Annotated in this window: 17 protein-coding genes; 5 read left to right on the top strand and 12 right to left on the bottom strand. The window is 58.1% G+C overall.

What is annotated here, in order from left to right; genetic code table 11:
* Nucleotides 1–18 precede the first annotated feature (18 nt).
* From ubiG to K4O48_RS08625, 4 genes are all read left to right on the top strand, one after another.
* Nucleotides 19–717 carry a bifunctional 2-polyprenyl-6-hydroxyphenol methylase/3-demethylubiquinol 3-O-methyltransferase UbiG gene (gene ubiG / locus K4O48_RS08640; protein ID WP_222911610.1) on the top strand — a complete coding sequence of 233 codons (699 nt, stop codon included), beginning with the start codon at nt 19–21 and terminating at the stop codon, nt 715–717.
* Nucleotides 717–1388: an N-acetylmuramic acid 6-phosphate phosphatase MupP gene (gene mupP / locus K4O48_RS08635; protein ID WP_222911609.1), complete on the top strand. Its 672-nt coding sequence runs from the start codon at nt 717–719 to the stop codon at nt 1386–1388. Before ubiG ends, mupP begins: the two co-directional genes overlap by 1 nt.
* A gap of 71 nt (nt 1389–1459) precedes the next feature.
* Complete coding sequence (locus tag K4O48_RS08630) at nt 1460–2200, top strand: YciK family oxidoreductase (protein ID WP_222911608.1); 741 nt, start codon at nt 1460–1462, stop codon at nt 2198–2200.
* Between the two features lie 207 nt (nt 2201–2407).
* Nucleotides 2408–3340, top strand: a complete 933-nt coding sequence (locus K4O48_RS08625) for a GGDEF domain-containing protein (RefSeq protein ID WP_222911607.1) — start codon at nt 2408–2410, stop codon at nt 3338–3340.
* Nucleotides 3341–3414: 74 nt separating this feature from the next.
* Here the strand turns inward: K4O48_RS08625 and rluB are convergent, their stop codons facing one another.
* The 4 genes from rluB to zwf all read right to left on the bottom strand — a co-directional run bounded on the left by rluB (nt 3415) and on the right by zwf (nt 7563).
* Complete coding sequence (gene rluB, locus K4O48_RS08620) at nt 3415–4554, bottom strand: 23S rRNA pseudouridine(2605) synthase RluB (RefSeq protein WP_222911606.1); 1140 nt, start codon at nt 4552–4554, stop codon at nt 3415–3417.
* Between the two features lie 163 nt (nt 4555–4717).
* Nucleotides 4718–5374: a bifunctional 4-hydroxy-2-oxoglutarate aldolase/2-dehydro-3-deoxy-phosphogluconate aldolase gene (locus K4O48_RS08615; RefSeq protein WP_222911605.1), complete on the bottom strand. Its 657-nt coding sequence runs from the start codon at nt 5372–5374 to the stop codon at nt 4718–4720.
* 19 nt (nt 5375–5393) lie between these two features.
* A complete protein-coding gene (gene pgl, locus K4O48_RS08610; protein ID WP_222911604.1) occupies nt 5394–6107 on the bottom strand; it encodes a 6-phosphogluconolactonase in 714 nt (237 codons plus the stop codon).
* Entirely contained in the window at nt 6094–7563 is a 1470-nt protein-coding gene (gene zwf / locus K4O48_RS08605) for a glucose-6-phosphate dehydrogenase (protein WP_222911603.1), read from the bottom strand. Before zwf ends, pgl begins: the two co-directional genes overlap by 14 nt.
* A gap of 161 nt (nt 7564–7724) precedes the next feature.
* Between zwf and K4O48_RS08600 the strand changes: the two genes are divergently transcribed.
* Nucleotides 7725–8579, top strand: coding sequence for a MurR/RpiR family transcriptional regulator (locus K4O48_RS08600; RefSeq protein ID WP_222911602.1), 855 nt, complete (start codon nt 7725–7727; stop codon nt 8577–8579).
* Here the strand turns inward: K4O48_RS08600 and K4O48_RS08595 are convergent, their stop codons facing one another.
* From K4O48_RS08595 to K4O48_RS08560, 8 genes are all read right to left on the bottom strand, one after another.
* The gene (locus tag K4O48_RS08595; RefSeq protein WP_222911601.1) at nt 8580–8771 is read right to left on the bottom strand and encodes a DUF1289 domain-containing protein; all 192 of its coding nucleotides are present in this window, start codon (nt 8769–8771) and stop codon (nt 8580–8582) included. It abuts the gene before it with no gap.
* An 87-nt stretch (nt 8772–8858) separates the two neighbouring features.
* A complete protein-coding gene (locus K4O48_RS08590) occupies nt 8859–10082 on the bottom strand; it encodes a maltoporin (protein ID WP_222911600.1) in 1224 nt (407 codons plus the stop codon).
* Nucleotides 10083–10308: 226 nt separating this feature from the next.
* The gene (locus K4O48_RS08585; RefSeq protein WP_222911599.1) at nt 10309–11466 is read right to left on the bottom strand and encodes an ABC transporter ATP-binding protein; all 1158 of its coding nucleotides are present in this window, start codon (nt 11464–11466) and stop codon (nt 10309–10311) included.
* A gap of 9 nt (nt 11467–11475) precedes the next feature.
* A complete protein-coding gene (locus K4O48_RS08580) occupies nt 11476–12321 on the bottom strand; it encodes a carbohydrate ABC transporter permease (RefSeq protein ID WP_222911598.1) in 846 nt (281 codons plus the stop codon).
* Nucleotides 12314–13222, bottom strand: a complete 909-nt coding sequence (locus K4O48_RS08575) for a carbohydrate ABC transporter permease (RefSeq protein WP_222911597.1) — start codon at nt 13220–13222, stop codon at nt 12314–12316. The genes K4O48_RS08580 and K4O48_RS08575 overlap by 8 nt, the downstream gene beginning before the upstream one ends.
* A 167-nt stretch (nt 13223–13389) precedes the next feature.
* Nucleotides 13390–14649, bottom strand: coding sequence for an ABC transporter substrate-binding protein (locus K4O48_RS08570; RefSeq protein ID WP_222911596.1), 1260 nt, complete (start codon nt 14647–14649; stop codon nt 13390–13392).
* 165 nt (nt 14650–14814) lie between these two features.
* The gene (locus tag K4O48_RS08565; protein ID WP_312846500.1) at nt 14815–16275 is read right to left on the bottom strand and encodes an ATP-binding protein; all 1461 of its coding nucleotides are present in this window, start codon (nt 16273–16275) and stop codon (nt 14815–14817) included.
* Complete coding sequence (locus tag K4O48_RS08560) at nt 16259–16993, bottom strand: response regulator (RefSeq protein WP_222911595.1); 735 nt, start codon at nt 16991–16993, stop codon at nt 16259–16261. The genes K4O48_RS08565 and K4O48_RS08560 overlap by 17 nt, the downstream gene beginning before the upstream one ends.
* Nucleotides 16994–17002 lie beyond the last annotated feature (9 nt).

Genomic DNA, 17002 nt, shown 5'->3' with positions numbered 1-17002 from the left:
TTTCAAACGGAACACACCATGAGCAACGTCGACCACGCCGAAATCGCAAAATTCGAAGCCCTCGCCCACCGCTGGTGGGACCGAGAGAGCGAATTCAAGCCCCTGCATGAGATCAATCCACTCCGAGTCAACTGGATTGACGAACATGCTCCACTCGCTGGCAAGAAGGTGCTCGACGTAGGGTGCGGCGGCGGAATTCTCAGTGAGGCCATGGCTCAGCGTGGCGCTACGGTTACCGGCATTGACATGGGCGAAGCCCCATTGGCAGTCGCTCGCCTGCATTTGCTCGAGTCGGGGCTATATGTCGATTATCGGCAGATAACCGCCGAGGCGCTGGCTGAAGAAATGCCAGAACAGTTCGATGTGGTCACGTGTCTGGAGATGCTCGAACACGTTCCCGATCCCGCCTCGGTCATTCGCGCTTGCTACAAGATGGTAAAGCCAGGCGGCCAGGTCTTCTTCTCGACAATCAACCGCAACCCAAAGGCCTACGCGTTCGCCATCGTTGGCGCTGAGTATGTGCTGCAACTATTGCCGCGCGGCACTCATGACTATCGCAAGTTTATCCGCCCTTCAGAGCTCGGCGCCTGGAGCCGCGAGGTTGGGCTTGCGGTCCAGAACATCATCGGCCTGACTTACAATCCGCTAACCAAACATTACAAGCTGTCGTCTGATGTCGACGTGAACTATATGATCCAGACGCTTCGGGAGGCCTGATGCGCCTTCGCGCAGTGCTATTTGACATGGACGGTACGCTTCTCGATACCGCTCCGGATTTCATCGCCGTGGCTCAGGCCATGCGTCTCGCACGTCGCCTCGATCGCGTTCCGGACCAACAAGTCCGCGATGTCGTATCGGGAGGCGCTCGGGCGATGGTACTCAGCGCCTTCGATGTCGATCCGCTCTCCGACGAATTCGAAGCGTTGCGCTTGGAGTTTCTGGCCCGCTATCAGGACCATTGCGCGGTGGAAAGCCGGTTATATGACGGTATGACAGAGCTCTTGGTCGAGATTGAAAAATCCAACCTGATCTGGGGCGTGGTCACTAACAAGCCGTTGCGCTTTGCCGAGCCCATCATGCATCAGCTTGGCCTATCGTCACGCTCGGCCGTGCTGGTCTGCCCCGACCACGTCAGCAAAAGCAAACCAGATCCCGAGCCAATGTTGCTTGCGTGTAATCAACTGGATTTAGACCCGTCGCGCGTGCTGTTTGTCGGCGATGACTTGCGCGACATCGAGTCCGGACGGGCAGCAGGCAGCCGCACGGCGGCTGTGCGTTATGGGTACATACATCCTGATGACGACCCAGATACTTGGGGCGCGGATGTCGTGGTTAATCACCCCCTTGAGTTGCGCGCAGTGCTTGACCGCACGATCTGGAACAGCTGACAGATCATCTCAGAACCTTCTTTCGAAACAATCGGTGGGCAATCGCCCACACTTTGCATGTGAGGCATCAGATGTACGAGTACTCAGCCAGCCCCGATCTGCTCAAAAATCGGGTCATCATGGTCACTGGGGCAGGCCGAGGGATCGGCGAAGCCGCCGCTAAGGCGTATGCGGCCCATGGTGCAACCGTACTGCTTCTGGGCAAGAATGAGGACAACCTCAACAGAGTGTATGACGAAGTCGAAGCCGCCGGCTGGCCGCAACCAGTGGTAATTCCGCTCAACCTCGAGACGGCATTACCTCATCAGTGCGATGAGCTCGCAGCAACTATCGAACGCGAATTCGGGCGTCTGGATGGGTTGCTACACAACGCAAGCATCGTGGGTCCGCGAACCCCTATCGAGCAACTCTCTGGCGACAACTTCATGCGGGTCATGCAAGTGAACGTTAACGCCGCTTTTATGCTCACCAGTACGCTGCTGCCACTACTTAAGTTGTCGGAGGACGCCTCGGTCATCTTCACATCGAGCAGCGTTGGGCGAAAAGGACGCGCCTACTGGGGCGGGTATGCAGTCTCGAAGTTTGCAACCGAAGGACTGATGCAGGTGTTGGCGGACGAACTTGATGGTAGCGGGTCCGTACGCAGTAACAGTATCAATCCGGGCGCGACGCGTACCGATATGCGCGCAAAGGCTTATCCTGGTGAAAATCCTGCCCTCAACCCGCTACCCGCAGAGATTATGCCGATCTACCTCTACCTCATGGGTCCAGACAGCAAAGGGATCAACGGACAAGCAATGGACGCCCAGTAGATCGACGCATCGTAAGTGACTGTTTCCTGGCGGCCGCAGCACGCCAGGCATGTCAAAATGGCATCAAACTGCCGTTTCGCTGGCAAACCCAAGCCGGAGCAAGGAACCAGGTCTCATAAAAGCTTGATACTTAAGGTTTTTTTAGTTTGGCATAAAAATCGCTTAAGAGCCCCTATCAGCGCAGATTGCGTATAGAGGGTTATCTCCATGCTGCCAGACAAGCAGGACAACACCACAGTCGATATCGAAACCGCCCGCCTCCGGCGCATGGAAACCGGGACCGGCAAGCCAATGGCGGCCCTCCAGCGCAGTCTTTCAGAGGTGCAACGCGATCTGTCGGCGCGTTTGCAAACCAGCTTGGAGATCGATCGACTACTGGGTTTCTTCTTGAACGAAATCCGCGGCCTAGTTCCCGTGAGCGGCCTAACCTACCGCCACAGCGATACCGACTTTCAGCTCACGATAGGAGAAGCCGAGGGGTTTGCTCTGAGCCATCCTCTCTCCCACCAGGCTGACTGCCTTGGCGAACTTATCCTATTCAGTCATGACCGATTCTCTGATGTCGCCTTCGGACAGCTTGAAGACCTTATCGGTAGTTTGCTGTTCCCCGTAAGGAATGCCCTTCTCTACCGGCGCGCTGTTCAAGCCTCACTCAAAGACCCGTTAACTGGCGTAGGGAATCGGGTGGCTCTTGAACAGAGTTTGGCGCGTGAGACCGAGCTAACCAGGCGCCACGGACAGCCCATGTCAATCGTCATGCTGGACATGGACCATTTCAAGAATCTGAATGACTCCCATGGACACCAGGCCGGCGATGCCGCTCTTAAAGCGACCGCCTTGCTGCTTAAAGAGCAGCTGCGCAATGTGGATATGGTTTTTCGATTTGGCGGCGAAGAGTTCATTCTGGTCCTATCGAATACCAGCACAGAGGCGGCAGCAGTCGTGGCCGAGCGCATCAGGGCCGCCATCCAGAATTTACGGCTCCTGGTCGGGGACAAGCAGGTTCGATTGTCGGCCAGTCTTGGTTACGGGACCTATAAACAATGCGAATCCCAAGAGGATCTTTTACGACGCGTAGACCAGGCGCTATACCAAGCTAAACGCGAAGGCCGCAACCGCATGCAAGCCGCCTCGGTATAGGCCGTAACCACTGACTGGCCAATAAAAAAGGGCGAAGCCATTACGGCCTCGCCCTTTTCTTTAACGCCCGTCCATCAGGGCCGTTTGGAGCGGTCACCACGACCGAAGCCGGGACGCTGCCCCTCGGATGCCGGCGGCCCACCGCGCTTTGCAGGTGATGACGATGGCTTGCCGCGATTGCGGCCGACCGAGCTAGGTCTCTCAGCCACCGGGGTACCACGGCTTGGCTTGCTACGTTCATCCGCTTCACGCGGCTTACGCGAAGGTTGATCGACCTTGGAACGCCCGCCTTTGTTGCCGCTACTAGGCACATCAGCATCGCGAGTGGAGCGTAACACTCTCGGACGACGCTCACCCCGCCCGATAGGCTTGGCGACCTTGCGCTGCATGCGGTCAAGCTTATCTTTGGCCTTAGCTTTCATGCCCGGCAGCGCTACCGGCTTGAGACCAACCTCCTCACTGAGGATGTCGACTTCGCTCTGGGACATCTCACGCCAGCGGCCCATCGGCAAATCCGATGTCATGAACACCGGCCCGAACCGCACGCGCTTCAGCCGGCTGACGACCAAGCCCTGAGATTCCCACAGACGACGTACTTCCCGGTTACGGCCTTCCATCACTACGCAGTGATACCAGTGGTTGAAGCCTTCACCGCCAGGCGCTTGCTGTATATCAGTGAAACGTGCTGGACCGTCTTCGAGCATGACGCCCGTTTTAAGCCGTTCGATCATTTCATCATCGACTTCTCCGCGCACACGCACGGCGTATTCGCGGTCCATCTCATATGAGGGATGCATCAGACGGTTGGCCAGCTCGCCATCCGTAGTGAACAACAACAGTCCGGTGGTATTGATATCAAGCCGACCGATGTTGATCCAGCGACCCTCTTTCGGGCGCGGCAAACGGTCAAATACAGTCGGGCGACCTTCAGGATCATCGCGGGTACAGATTTCACCATCCGGCTTGTTGTAGATCAGGACTCGACGAACCACTTCAGCCGCTTCTTCGCGCTTTAACAGTCGCCCGTCCACCGCAATCGCATCGTGCAAGTCGACGCGCTGGCCCAGGGTTGCGACGGCGCCATTTACCTTGACCCGGCCAGCAGCAATCCAATTTTCCACGTCGCGACGTGAAGCAAGGCCAATACGGGCCAAAACCTTCTGCAGCTTCTCGCCGTGGGCGACATGAGGGGTTGAATCTTCGTGTTCGGTCATCTGGGCACCTCCCGGTGTGGCAGTTCCGATTGAAAGGCCGCGCACTATACGCGGGCCGGTCTACCAACGCACTATCGCCGCTCCCGTTTTATTCGAGGTGCTGCAACAACCAAGAACGACTTTGTTGCAGGGTAGCAGCCCGAACCGTAGTGCACGGCACGTTCTATCGTTCGCGCTGATTTAGCGCTGCGAGTGCATCGGCTGTCGCTTGCTGGATGCTGCCCCAATCACCGCTTTTGAGCGCCGTGCCGTCTATCATCCAGGTGCCACCAACACACATCACATTGGGAAGCGCCAGATACTGAGCCGCATTGCTGGCATTGACGCCCCCGGTTGGGCAGAACCGCACGTCAGCAAAGGGGCCGCCGAGCGCCTTGATCGCAGCGACACCGCCGCAGACTTCAGCTGGGAATAGCTTGAAGCGACGATAGCCAAGCGCATAGCCGCGCATGATATCTGACGCATTGCTGATGCCGGCCAGCAGCGGAACAGAACAGTTCACGCCGGCCTGCAGCAGTTCGTCGGTTGCCCCAGGGGAAACAATGAACTGCGCCCCGGCCGCCTCGACTTCATCCATCATCCGCTTATCCAGCACTGTCCCAGCGCCCACGCAGAGGTCCGGTCGCTCCTGCCGAAGGCGACGAATTGCAGTCAGGCCGTGAGCCGAACGCAGAGTAATTTCAAGCGCGTTAAGCCCACCTGCCGATAGCGCATCGGCCAGCGGCAGGATTTGCTCTTCGCTTCCAATGGTGATTACCGGAAGGATGCGCGCTTCAGTGCAGATCTTTTCGATCTGCGCGTTTTTCTGATCCATATTCATGGTCAAAGATCCTCGAGCCTCAGGGGCACCAATAGATTTCCAAAGGAGAATGTAGAAATGCGCGAATGGGCATCTGCATCGGCTCTACCGACAGCGCCTGCTCCATGGTCTTGAGCTTATCCGCGCCTTGAATGGCCAGCAGCTGGAGCCGTGCGGAGGCCAGGAGCGGGTAGGTCATGGAGATGCGCTGTTGCGGTTTCACTGGCGCCAGCATGGGTAAGCAGCGCTCGCTTGTGTCCGGGTCCAATCCTTGCGCAAGCAACGGGCTGCCAGGAAACAGCGACGCGGTATGACCATCCCCCCCCATGCCGAGCACCAGCACATCGATAGGTTGTCCGAGGCTCGCGAGCTTTTGACTCGCCAGCCGCGCGGCCTGCTCAAGCGATTCTGCCGGCACTGAGAGCCCAATCAGCTGTGCGTCGGCCGCCGCGTTCTGTAGCAGGTGGCGGCGTAACAGTCCTTCGTTACTATCTGGATCGCTCACGTCCACCCAGCGTTCATCCGCCAGACTGATCTGAACGCGCGACCAGTCAAGCTCACACGTCGAAAGCGCTTCGAAGAAAGCGATCGGGCTGCGCCCCCCAGAGACCACCAAACTCGCCCCGCCTTGTTCGGTTATTGCAACCTCAAGCGCACGAGCCACCCGCTCGGCTAGCGCCTGAGCCATTTGCCGAGCATGCGAAAATTCATGGGATTCGACGTCAGCCGGAAGCTGTACATCAGAGATCGCCATACCAGGACCTCCCGTCACGTGTAATCAAAGCGATGGATGCCACTGGGCCCCACGAACCGGCGGGATAGGCTTTCGGTGCGTCGCCTAGCCGTGACCAGCCATCGATCAGCTGGTCGCACCACTTCCAGGCGTATTCAATCTCGTCCTTGCGTACGAACAGATTCTGATTGCCTTGCATGACTTCAAGTAGCAACCGCTCATAAGCATCTGGAATGCGTGAGCTCTTATAGGTTTCCGAGAAGTTAAGCTGCAGCGGCCCGCTGCGAAGATGCATGCCCTTATCGAGCCCCTGTTCTTTGGTCATCACCTGCAGCGAGATGCCCTCGTCCGGCTGCAAGCGGATGATCAGCCGATTGCTGATCAGCGATCGCTGCTCGGGTGCAAAGATATAGAACGGTGGTTCCTTGAAGTGAATGACAATCTGCGAAACCTTTTCGCCCATTCGTTTGCCGGTCCGTAGGTAGAACGGCACGCCCGACCAACGCCAATTGCAGATGTCGGCACGTAGCGCGACGAAGGTTTCGGTGCTGCTCTGTGCGTTGGAATTCTCTTCTTCCAGGTATCCCGGGACCGTCTTACCGCCAACCGAACCGGAGACATACTGGCCGCGCACTACCCGCTGGCTCAATTGCTCTGGCGTGATGGGTGCCAATGCCTTGAGCACCTTGACCTTCTCGTCACGGATGCTATCGGCCGTCAGATCACTTGGGGGATCCATTGCAATCAGACACAACAGCTGCAGCAGGTGATTCTGGATCATGTCGCGCAACTGCCCGGCCTGATCGAAATACCCCCAACGGCCCTCGATACCGACGGTTTCGGCAACGGTTATCTCAACGTGTGAGATGTGGTGCTGATTCCATTGCGTTTCGAACAGACTGTTGGCGAAGCGCAGTGCAATCAGGTTCTGAACCGTTTCCTTGCCAAGGTAATGATCGATCCGGTAAATCCGCGTCTCGGGGAAAAATTGCGCAACCGCATCATTGACGAGGCGTGAAGACTCCAGATCGTGGCCGATCGGCTTTTCCAAGACGACGCGCGTCTGACCGGCCAGCCCAGCCGCCGCAAGATGCTCACAAATGGAGCCGTAAACAGAAGCAGGCGTGGCGAAATACGCGATCAGCGGGACGTCAGGCGACACCATTGCGGTCAACGCCGCATAGTCCTGCGCGTTGCGAAAATCCATGGTCAGATAATCCAACCGCGCCTGAAAACGGGCGAGCACCGCTTCATCCAGCTGCGCAGCGGGGGTATACCGACGCAACGCTTGGTCGATCCGGTCAAGATGCGCGGAGGGCTCTCCTTTATCTCGCGAAAGCGCCACTATTCGCGTATCGCTATGGAGAAGCCCCGCTCGGTCTAGCTGGTACAGTGCGGGAAACAGCTTGCGCAGCGCCAGATCGCCTAGGGCGCCGAACAAAGCAAAGGTTGTCGCATCAACGGTTATAGCAGGCATATTTTTTGTACTAACCAAATTAGGCTGCGTTATAGATCGGTTTCCGCAGTTTAAGCACATAATGTTGTTATTAAAACAACATCGGTAGATTTTTTGCGCTCAACGTGGGCTGCTCAACATCCACCGCGGACACAGCCCTTGAAAGAAGAGACAGGGATCGCATGAAAAATCTCTTGGAACAGATTAAAAATCGGCTCGACGAGCTGAACAAAGCAGAAAAGAAAGTCGCCGAAGTGATACTGAGCGATCCGCAGCAAGCGACGCGCTATAGCATCGCTGCGCTGGCGCAGGCGGCGAAAGTCAGTGAGCCGACGGTCAATCGCTTCTGCCGCTCATTTGGCGCAGCAGGCTATCCGGTACTGAAGATTCAGCTGGCGCAGAGCCTCGCCAGTGGCGCGGCTTATGTCAGCCGTGCGGTAGAAGCCGATGACGGCCCCGAGGCCTACACGCGGAAAATATTCGGCAGCGCCATTGCTTCGCTCGACAGCGCCTGTCAGGCAATCGACCCGAATGTGATCAGTCATGCCGTAGACCTCATGATCCAGGCGCGCCAGATCCACTTCTTCGGCCTCGGTGCGTCGGCATCAGTCGCCCTGGATGCACAACACAAATTCTTCCGTTTCAATCTTCCGGTTACCGCTCATAGCGATGTGCTAATGCAGCGAATGCTGGCATCCGTTGCTCATACCGGGGATCTATTCGTCATCATTTCCTACACCGGACGCACGCGAGAGTTGGTGGAAGCGGCAACGGTGGCGCGGGATAACGGGGCTTCGGTACTGGGCCTGACAGCAGCTGACTCACCGCTGGCAAGGGTTTGCACGCTAAGCCTGGACATCCCCTTGCCGGAAGACACCGACATCTACATGCCCATGACATCCCGGATAATTCAGCTGACCGTGCTTGATGTGCTCGCTGCAGGCGTAACCCTCAGACGGGGCGTTGATTTTCAGCCGCACTTACGCAAGATCAAAGAAAGCCTCATGGCGACCCGGTACCCCGCCGAGGAGAACTGATCACTTCTTTTTCTTCTTCGTCTTGCCAAGCGCCTTGAGCCGCTCGGCGGCCACTTCGTTGACCGCCTTGCGTTCCTTATTCTTCAGGCCCTTCCAAGCCTTCATTTCGTCCCGGCTGCGACCACAGCCAATACAGATGTCGTCCTTGAGCTTGCAGATACTGACGCATGGATTTTTCGCCTTGTCGCCCAAAATCACCTCCGGTTCAGCTGGGACTCTACCGCTAAGTAGAGGCCCTCGCTGCCGGGAGGTTCTAAGCGATTTAGCCTATCGGTTCGATCAGTCCCACCAGTACTCGACCTGGACGCCAAAGTTGGACCCATGCTGGGCGCTACCAAAGGCGCCGGTTTCCGACAACGCGCTGCCCGCCGCCATCAGGTTGGCCGCTTCCTGAGCAGCGTCGTTCCACTGGGCATAGGTGTAATACAGGCGAAACTCGGGGCGCGTCCAGAACTCCGGCCCGGCTGGTGACCAAGTGGGTGCAACGGTAAATTTGGTCAGTTTGCGCGTACCGGCTTCGGCGTCGATCTGGTCATGGCCAAGTTCGGCGACCAGCTTGAACTGCTCGGTAAATGCGTAAACCGGACGCACCCCTACTGAAATCCAATCCTGATCGCCGCCATCTTGACGCTTGTCTTTCTGATACACGGCCTGGAATTGCCCGCCGAAACGCGGTGTTACCTGCCAATCAAAGAACTCAACGATCCGCCAGCTTTTGGCGCTGTCATCAAGGGACACATCACCCGTATAGCCAAGTCCTGTTCCCGGGCCTTCGCCATATTGAATGGCGATAGTGTTACTACCACCGAGGAACCCCGTCTGCTCATGCTGCGCGGTAACGGCCCAACCGCTATTGGAGTCGCCACGGTCTGGGTCGTCGATATAGCTGACCCCTAACAGCAGCTCGCCACCGGGATTAGTGTCGATGCCGCCTACGTTGAAGTCGTGACGATTGGTGTAGTCCTCCTGGAAGACGCTGTCCTTGCGGGAGAAGGCATAGCTGTATTTCAGCCCACCGATTTCGACGTCCTCGATGCCGGCGCCGGTAGCGCTCTGATTCCAGTAGTAGAAGTCAGATATATGAATGTCATTCCGCTTGTAGAAACGTCGCCCCGCCCATAACGAGCCGTTGTTCAACGCCGGCACCTTGCTCCATTCGGCATACGCCTGCACCAGCCGCGCAAAGCCGTGGTCGCCAGTAAACTTCGGTGTGTGGTCGTACTCGTTGTACAGCGCCGCCATACCTTCAACGCTGAGCACCGAGCCGTCAGCCAGCGTAAACAGGTCCTGACGTAACCCCAGCTCAGCGTATTGCTCGCACTCGTTCCCCAGTCGAAACTTGGACGGTGCGCCCGGCAGCTGAAAACAGGTCTGCGATTCGCTACTGCTCGATTCACCGATACCGCTGCGCACATACCCGTTGAAGTCCAGGGCCTGGGCAGCAAACGGCATGGCGAGGCTGGCCAGCGAGACTGCTAGACCCAAGCGTGTCGTTTTCTTCATATCCGCTCCAATTAGCTCTTATTGTTGTTACTGCTTTTGGATTGAGCCGCGATGGCTCTCCTCCGATCCGCAACCCTGCTTCGTGCCAGCTGCGGTTCGACTTTTAACAGCCCGGGTATTCGCCACGGCTGCTGTAAAGGCGGGATATCAATACCATCCCGAGCGGCGCGGCGCCGGTACGCAGACATACCGGAACCGAGCCTTTTTTCACTTCAGTTCATTACATTCAGCGCGCGACCAACCGAGTGATGGTGCCGTTACGCCCGGTCGACCCATTACCGGACGCCACACCCAAACGCTCACCCGTCTGCGCATCGAACAGCAGTACCTTGTCCGGCTCGAACTGAAGCGTCAGGCTCGTACCGGGATTCGGTGCGGCATCCGGGGCCAAGCGGCAGCACACTTTTATCTGGTTGAGGCTAACGAAAATCATGGTATCAGGACCGGTCGGCTCGATGACTTGGACTTCGGCTCGCAGCGACGGCAGGCCGGCTTCGGTACCCACACTGATCTGCTCGGGACGGATCCCCAGAATCACCTCTCGGCCTTCCAACGATTGACCGTTCACGAGATCAAGCGGCAATTCGCAACGGTCCTGACCGCTCTCCAGCAGCGCATGCCAGCCGGCGGCGTCACGGCTCAGCCGCAGCGGGATGAAATTCATCGGTGGAGAGCCGATAAAGCTCGCGACGAATAAGTTGGCGGGGTTGTTGTAGATCTCTTTTGGCGTACCAAACTGCTGGACGATGCCGTCCTTCATCACAGCCACCTTGTCGCCAAGCGTCATCGCCTCGATTTGATCGTGCGTGACGTACACCGTCGTGGTTTTCAGTCGCTGGTGCATCAGCTTGATTTCGGTGCGCATCTCAACCCGCAGCTTGGCATCGAGGTTCGATAGCGGCTCGTCGAACAAGTAAATCTTCGGCCGCCGTGCCAATGCCCGGCCCATGGCCACGCGCTGCTGCTGGCCACCGGAAAGCTGGGAGGGTTTTCGGCCCAGTAGGTGCTCGATTTGCAGCAGCTTCGCGACCCGCGACACTTCCTCTTCAATTTTTGCCGCCGGCACCTTGCGCATCTTCAAACCAAAGGCAATGTTTTCCTGCACGGTCATCGTCGGGTACAACGCATAGGACTGAAACACCATTGCGATATCCCGGTCCTTCGGACTCGCAGCGCTGATATCCGCCCCGTCGACGCGGATCTCGCCGCCAGTGATTTCCTCCAGCCCGGCGATGCAGTTCATCAGCGTGGACTTGCCGCAGCCGGACGGCCCAACCAGGATCAGAAACTCACCGTCGTCGATCTTCAGATCGATATCCTTGAGTGTTTCAGACGTGCTACCGGGGTAGCTTTTGCGGACATTACAAAGTTCAAGTGCAGCCATGTCGTTCTCCTAACCCTTGACCGCGCCGGCCGTGAGGCCGCGCAGGAAATACTTGCCGGCGAGGATGTACACCACCAGCGTTGGCAGCCCGGCGATCATCGCCGCTGCCATATCCACGTTGTATTCCTTGGCCCCGGTGCTGGTGTTGACCAGATTGTTCAGCGCCACGGTGATCGGCTGTGTATCGCCGCTGGCAAACACCACACCGAAAAGAAAGTCGTTCCATATCTGGGTGAACTGCCAGATCAGGCAGACCATGATTGTCGGGATCGACATCGGCAGCAGGATTCGGCCGAAGATCGTGAAAAAGCCTGCGCCGTCCAGCCTCGCCGCCCTGATCAACGCGTCGGGCACACTGACGTAGAAGTTGCGGAAAAACAGTGTGGTGAAGGCCAGCCCATAGACCAGATGCACCAGGACCAGCCCTGGCGTCGTGTTGGCCAGCCCCAATTGGCCGAGGGTGAAGGACGCAGGCAACAGGATCACTTGGAACGGCAAAAAGCAGCCAAACAGCAACAGCCCGAAGAACAATTGTGAGCCGCGAAAGCGCCACATCGCCAACACGTAGCCATTGAGCGCACCGAGCAAGGTGGAGATGATCACAGCGGGCACGGTGATCTTCACCGAGTTCCAGAAGTAGCCGCCTACTGCGTCCCAGGCTTTAACCCAGCCAATGACAGTCATCACGTCCGGCCATGACAGAAGGTTGCCGGTGCGGATGTCCGCAGGCGTCTTGAAGCTGGTCAGCAACATCACGACTAATGGCACCAGATACATCGCAACCGCTACCAGCAGCGTCGCGTAAATAGCCACCCGGCTGATGGTGAGGCGCTTACGCCCTACGAGGCTAGTCATGGCGCTTGTTCCTCAATTCCGAATACAGGTACGGCACGACAATCGCCATTACGGCCCCCAACATGAAGATGGCGCTGGCCGCGCCGAGGCCCATCTGGCCGCGGGTGAAGGTATGCGTGTACATGAACATGGCCGGTAGGTCCGAGGCATACCCTGGGCCGCCGGCGGTCATTGCGGCTACAAGGTCGAACGCCTTGATCGCAATGTGGGCAAGAATCATCAGCGCGCTGAAAAACACCGGTCGCAGACTCGGCAAGACGATGCGCAGATAGATGCTTGGCAGACTCGCGCCGTCGATCTGTGCGGCCCGAACGATGGACTGGTCGACGCCACGCAGGCCCGCCAGGAACAGCGCCATGACGAAGCCAGACGCCTGCCATACCGCCGCGATCACCAGGCAGTACACGACACGATCCGGGTCGACCAGCCAATCGAAGCGAAAGCCTTCCCAACCCCAGTCGCGCAGCATTTTGTCGATGCCAAGACCCGGATTGAGCAACCACTTCCAGGCGGTGCCGGTGACGATCATCGACAGCGCCATCGGATAGAGATAGACGGTTCGGATAAAGCCTTCACGACGAATACGCTGATCCAGCAGAACGGCGAGCAGCACCCCAATCGCGAGGCTGATGGTGATGAACAAGCCGCCAAATACCAGCAGGTTCTTGCTCGCGACCCACCAGCGATCATTGTTCCAAAGCCGTTCGTACTGCAGCAGTCCGACCCACTTGTAGCTCGGCATGAAGCTGGAATTGGTGAACGAGAGCAGAAAGGTCCAGAAGATATAGCCATAAAAACCGACCAGAACGATCAGCATGCTGGGCGCCAGCACTATCTTGGGCAGCCAATTCTGAAGCGCATCAAACGGCGATGCTTTTGCGAAGACGGCAGTTGAACTCATGCTTGGCTCCGGGGACATGAAAAATCCATAACGCGGTTCCGATTCTCTGGTTAAACAGGCACAACTCACCCGTCACGGCCGGTCGATGATTTGGCCGCTGGGACCGACGTCGGACGTCGGCTCGATTGCAATAAAAAGGGGCCGCCTAGACAGACGGCCCAAGCGCGTTACTGAACTGCCTGAATCGCCGCAGCTAACTGCTGCGCCGCTTTCTTCGGATCGGCATCCGGGTCGTTGAAGAAATTGGTCACCACGTCAAAGACGGCGCCTTGGACATAGCTGGAAGCAGCCATCCCGTGAGCCAGACTCGGCACCAATCCCGGGCCTTGCGCCGAGGATTTGAAGTCTTTCATGGACTGCTGAGCGCAAACGTCGAACTCACTCATGTCCTGGTCGAGGCGAACCGGGATAGACCCTTTGTTCTGATTGAAGAATTGCTGGAACTCTGGCTCAAGCACCGTACGCGCCAGGTCCTGCTGGGCCTTGCGGTTGTCTTCGTTGCTGAGTTTGAACATCGCCAGCGAGTCGATGTTGTAAGCAAAGCTGCCCTGCGTACCAGGGAACGGCAGGCATTGATAATCATCGCCGGCGACTTTGTTGGCCGCGCTCCATTCACTCTTGGCCCAGTCGCCCATGATCTGCATACCGGCCTTGCCGTTCATCACCATCGCGGTCGCGCTGTTCCAGTCACGGCCCGCCGCGTTGTTGTCGACATAGCCCCGCAGCTTTTTCAGCGCCGCGAACGCCTCGACCATCTTGTCTCCGGTCAGGACATCGCGATCGAGCTCGACGAATGCCTTGCGGAAGTCATCCGGCCCAAGGATGGCGAGTGCCAGATCTTCAAATACGGTTCCGTCCTGCCAAGGCTGACCACCATGGGCCAGCGGCATGAATCCGGCAGCTTTCAGCTTGTCGGCGGCGGCGAAGAACTCGTCGAGGGTTTTAGGCGGGGTGGCACCCGCTTTCTCGAACACATCCGGGTTGATCCATAACCAGTTAACCCGATGCACATTGACCGGCACGGCGACGTAATCACCGTCGTACTTCATCGCGGTCGATACCTGCTTGGGAAGCAGCTCGTCCCACTTGGCTTCTTTGGCGACGTCATTCAGATCGGTCAGCAGGCCCAGCTCGCCCCACTCCTGAATATCCGGCCCTTTGATCTGGGCCGCAGCAGGCGCATTACCGGACACGGCGCGGGTCTTGAGAACAGTCATTGCGGCTTCGCCACCGCCGCCGGCCACGGCGAAGTCTTTCCAGGTGTGCCCCTGTTCTTCTACGAGCCGCTGCAGCGTATCGGCAGCGCGCTTTTCGCCGCCTGATGTCCACCAATGCAGAACTTCGACTTCACCGGCGTGAGCGAACGGAGCAAGGGAGGCAAGGGAGGCAAGGGAAACAGCGGCAACCAGACGATGAATCGTGTTCATTAGTCTTCCTTTTGTTTTTGTTATCGATGCAAGTCTTTGCTTGCGCTGCACCGATTCTAGGCGCGCACTTTGGCGCAGCAGGTAACGAAGGGATGGCAAAAGGTCACCGTTCCGTTACAAAGGCTCCGGCCATGTAACGATCGAGACCTATGCCTGGCGATTTTTTCAATCAGCATGACGCGGCAGACTCAAGGTCACACGCAGGCCGCCTTCACGCAGATTGCGCAGGCTCAGCTCCCCACCATGGGCATGGGCGATATTCCTAGCGATGCCGAGGCCAAGCCCGTAGCCAGGTTGTTTCGCCGCGAGCCTGAAGTTCGGCTCGAAGACCTGCTGCAACCACGCCTGCGGCACTCCAGGGCCTTCGTCGTCGACGTGCAGCACAAAAGTTTCGCCATCATCGACGATTTGCAGGCGTGCCCGCTCACCGTACTTGAGGGCATTATCGAGCAGATTGCCGATACAGCGGCGCAGCGCGAGCGGCTTGCCGGCATAGGGCGCGGCAGGTTTGCCATGAACCGTTACACGGCCGTTTCCAGCAGGGGCCAGATAGGGCTCAGTCACGCAGTCGAGCAGCACGTTTAGATCCAGCGGCTCGATATTTTCATGGATGTCGGTGTCCTTGACGCATTGCAGCGCCCCCTTGACCAGAAGCTCCAGCTCATCGAGGTCGCGGCTGAACTTGCTTTGCAACGCTTCGTCATCGAGCAGTTCCACGCGCAGGCGCAACCGGGTGATCGGTGTACGCAGATCGTGGGAAATAGCACTGAATAATTGGCTGCGCTCGGTCAGATAGCGGCCGATGCGCTCACGCATGCTGTTGAATGCTCGGCTTACTTCCACCACCTCACTACCGCCCGCCTCGGGCAGCAATTCCACTTCGCTGCCCAGCGACATTTCCCTGGCCGCCTGCGCTAGCCGCTTGAGCGGGCGGCTCTGCCAGTGCACAAGGAGGCCGATAAACAACAACAGAAAGCTGGTAGTAAGGAAGATGAACCAGAGCTGCTGGGTCGGTATGCCGTCGTCTTCGAGACTGACGTAAGGCGCCGGCATTAATGAGGCGAGATAGAGCCACTCGCCGGGCGCAATCTGGATCTGCGTCACCAACACAGGGGGATTGAGCGGCTCCAGACTCAACGCATAATGCGCCCAGGACCGCGGCAGTTCGTCGAGCTTTACCCCGCCGTTGAAAATGCGCAGGTCGTCGGGGCTGACAAAGTTGACTGACATGTCGACGTCGTTACCAAGGCGCTCGCGAAGCACTTCGTCCACATCAGCCAGCACCGCTTGCTTGCGCTCGGTTGGCGGCAGGATCTGCATCTCCAACGGCTTGTCATTCAGCGACACGAAGAAACGCGTACCGCCCATGCTGCGCAGCTGATCGAGCACCAGTGGGCGATAGCCCAGCGGCAGCGAACGAAAATAGCTGACGCTGGCAGCCATCGAATGCGCCAGGCTGCGAGCGCTGGTCAGCAGACCCTCCATCTGGCTCGCCCGCAGCTGTGACACCCAGATGAAACTCGACAGCGCTTGCGCCATGAGCACCACCAGGAGAGTCAGAAACAACATCCGGCCGAGCAGCGAGCGCGGCACCAGCAACCAGCGGCGCCTAGCCGAGCGTGTCATGGTGCGGTGCGACTTGTGCCGCCAGCAGATAACCGCTGCCACGGACAGTCCGAATCAAGCGGGGGCATTTGCCGGTGTCACGGAGTCGCTGGCGCAGCCGACTGACCGCCATATCAACGATTCGCTCAAGCGGCATGACTTCGCGACCACGGGTCGCGTTGGCAATGGTGTCGCGGTCGAGGATCTGCTGCGGATGATCGAGAAACAGCTTGAGCAACGCGAAATCTGCACCGGAAAGCAGCACTTCCTCACCATCGCGATGAAACAGTCGGTGGCTGACCATATCCAGCCGCCACTCATCGAACGCCAAGACATCACCAGTACGCTCCTGACCAAAATTGACGCGCCGGAGCAGCGCCTTGATCCGGGCCAGCAGTTCGCGAGGGCTGAAGGGCTTGCCCAGGTAATCATCCGCGCCGAGCTCCAGGCCGATGACTCGGTCGGCCTCATCCGAGCTGGCGGTCAGCATAATGATCGGCATCTGTGCCAGACGTTGATGGCCACGTACCCAGCGACACAGGCTGAACCCATCCTCGTCCGGAAGCATGACATCGAGGATCACCAGATCGGCGGGATTAGCCGCCATGGCTTCCCGGAACTGCGCACCATCCGCCACGGTGCGCACCTGAAAGCCCGATCGGCTGAGGTAGGTGTCGAGCAACTCGCGAATTTCCTGATCATCATCGACCAGCAGAATCGATCTTCCAGCCTGATTCACTTGGCATCC

The sequence above is a fragment of the Pseudomonas sp. DNDY-54 genome, assembly GCF_019880365.1.
GTDB classification, from domain to species: Bacteria; Pseudomonadota; Gammaproteobacteria; order Pseudomonadales; family Pseudomonadaceae; genus Stutzerimonas; species Stutzerimonas stutzeri_P.
This window is presented reverse-complemented; position numbering and strand designations above follow the sequence as displayed.

Coding starts and splice junctions, on each gene's coding strand:
- K4O48_RS08575 (WP_222911597.1), bottom strand. CDS start 13,222: ATGAGTTCAACTGCCGTCTTCGCAAAAGCATCGCCGTTTGATGCGCTT.
- K4O48_RS08565 (WP_312846500.1), bottom strand. CDS start 16,275: ATGACACGCTCGGCTAGGCGCCGCTGGTTGCTGGTGCCGCGCTCGCTG.
- pgl (WP_222911604.1), bottom strand. CDS start 6,107: ATGGCGATCTCTGATGTACAGCTTCCGGCTGACGTCGAATCCCATGAA.
- mupP (WP_222911609.1), top strand. CDS start 717: ATGCGCCTTCGCGCAGTGCTATTTGACATGGACGGTACGCTTCTCGAT.
- K4O48_RS08630 (WP_222911608.1), top strand. CDS start 1,460: ATGTACGAGTACTCAGCCAGCCCCGATCTGCTCAAAAATCGGGTCATC.
- K4O48_RS08625 (WP_222911607.1), top strand. CDS start 2,408: ATGCTGCCAGACAAGCAGGACAACACCACAGTCGATATCGAAACCGCC.
- K4O48_RS08585 (WP_222911599.1), bottom strand. CDS start 11,466: ATGGCTGCACTTGAACTTTGTAATGTCCGCAAAAGCTACCCCGGTAGC.
- zwf (WP_222911603.1), bottom strand. CDS start 7,563: ATGCCTGCTATAACCGTTGATGCGACAACCTTTGCTTTGTTCGGCGCC.
- rluB (WP_222911606.1), bottom strand. CDS start 4,554: ATGACCGAACACGAAGATTCAACCCCTCATGTCGCCCACGGCGAGAAG.
- K4O48_RS08615 (WP_222911605.1), bottom strand. CDS start 5,374: ATGAATATGGATCAGAAAAACGCGCAGATCGAAAAGATCTGCACTGAA.
- K4O48_RS08570 (WP_222911596.1), bottom strand. CDS start 14,649: ATGAACACGATTCATCGTCTGGTTGCCGCTGTTTCCCTTGCCTCCCTT.
- K4O48_RS08590 (WP_222911600.1), bottom strand. CDS start 10,082: ATGAAGAAAACGACACGCTTGGGTCTAGCAGTCTCGCTGGCCAGCCTC.
- K4O48_RS08580 (WP_222911598.1), bottom strand. CDS start 12,321: ATGACTAGCCTCGTAGGGCGTAAGCGCCTCACCATCAGCCGGGTGGCT.
- ubiG (WP_222911610.1), top strand. CDS start 19: ATGAGCAACGTCGACCACGCCGAAATCGCAAAATTCGAAGCCCTCGCC.
- K4O48_RS08600 (WP_222911602.1), top strand. CDS start 7,725: ATGAAAAATCTCTTGGAACAGATTAAAAATCGGCTCGACGAGCTGAAC.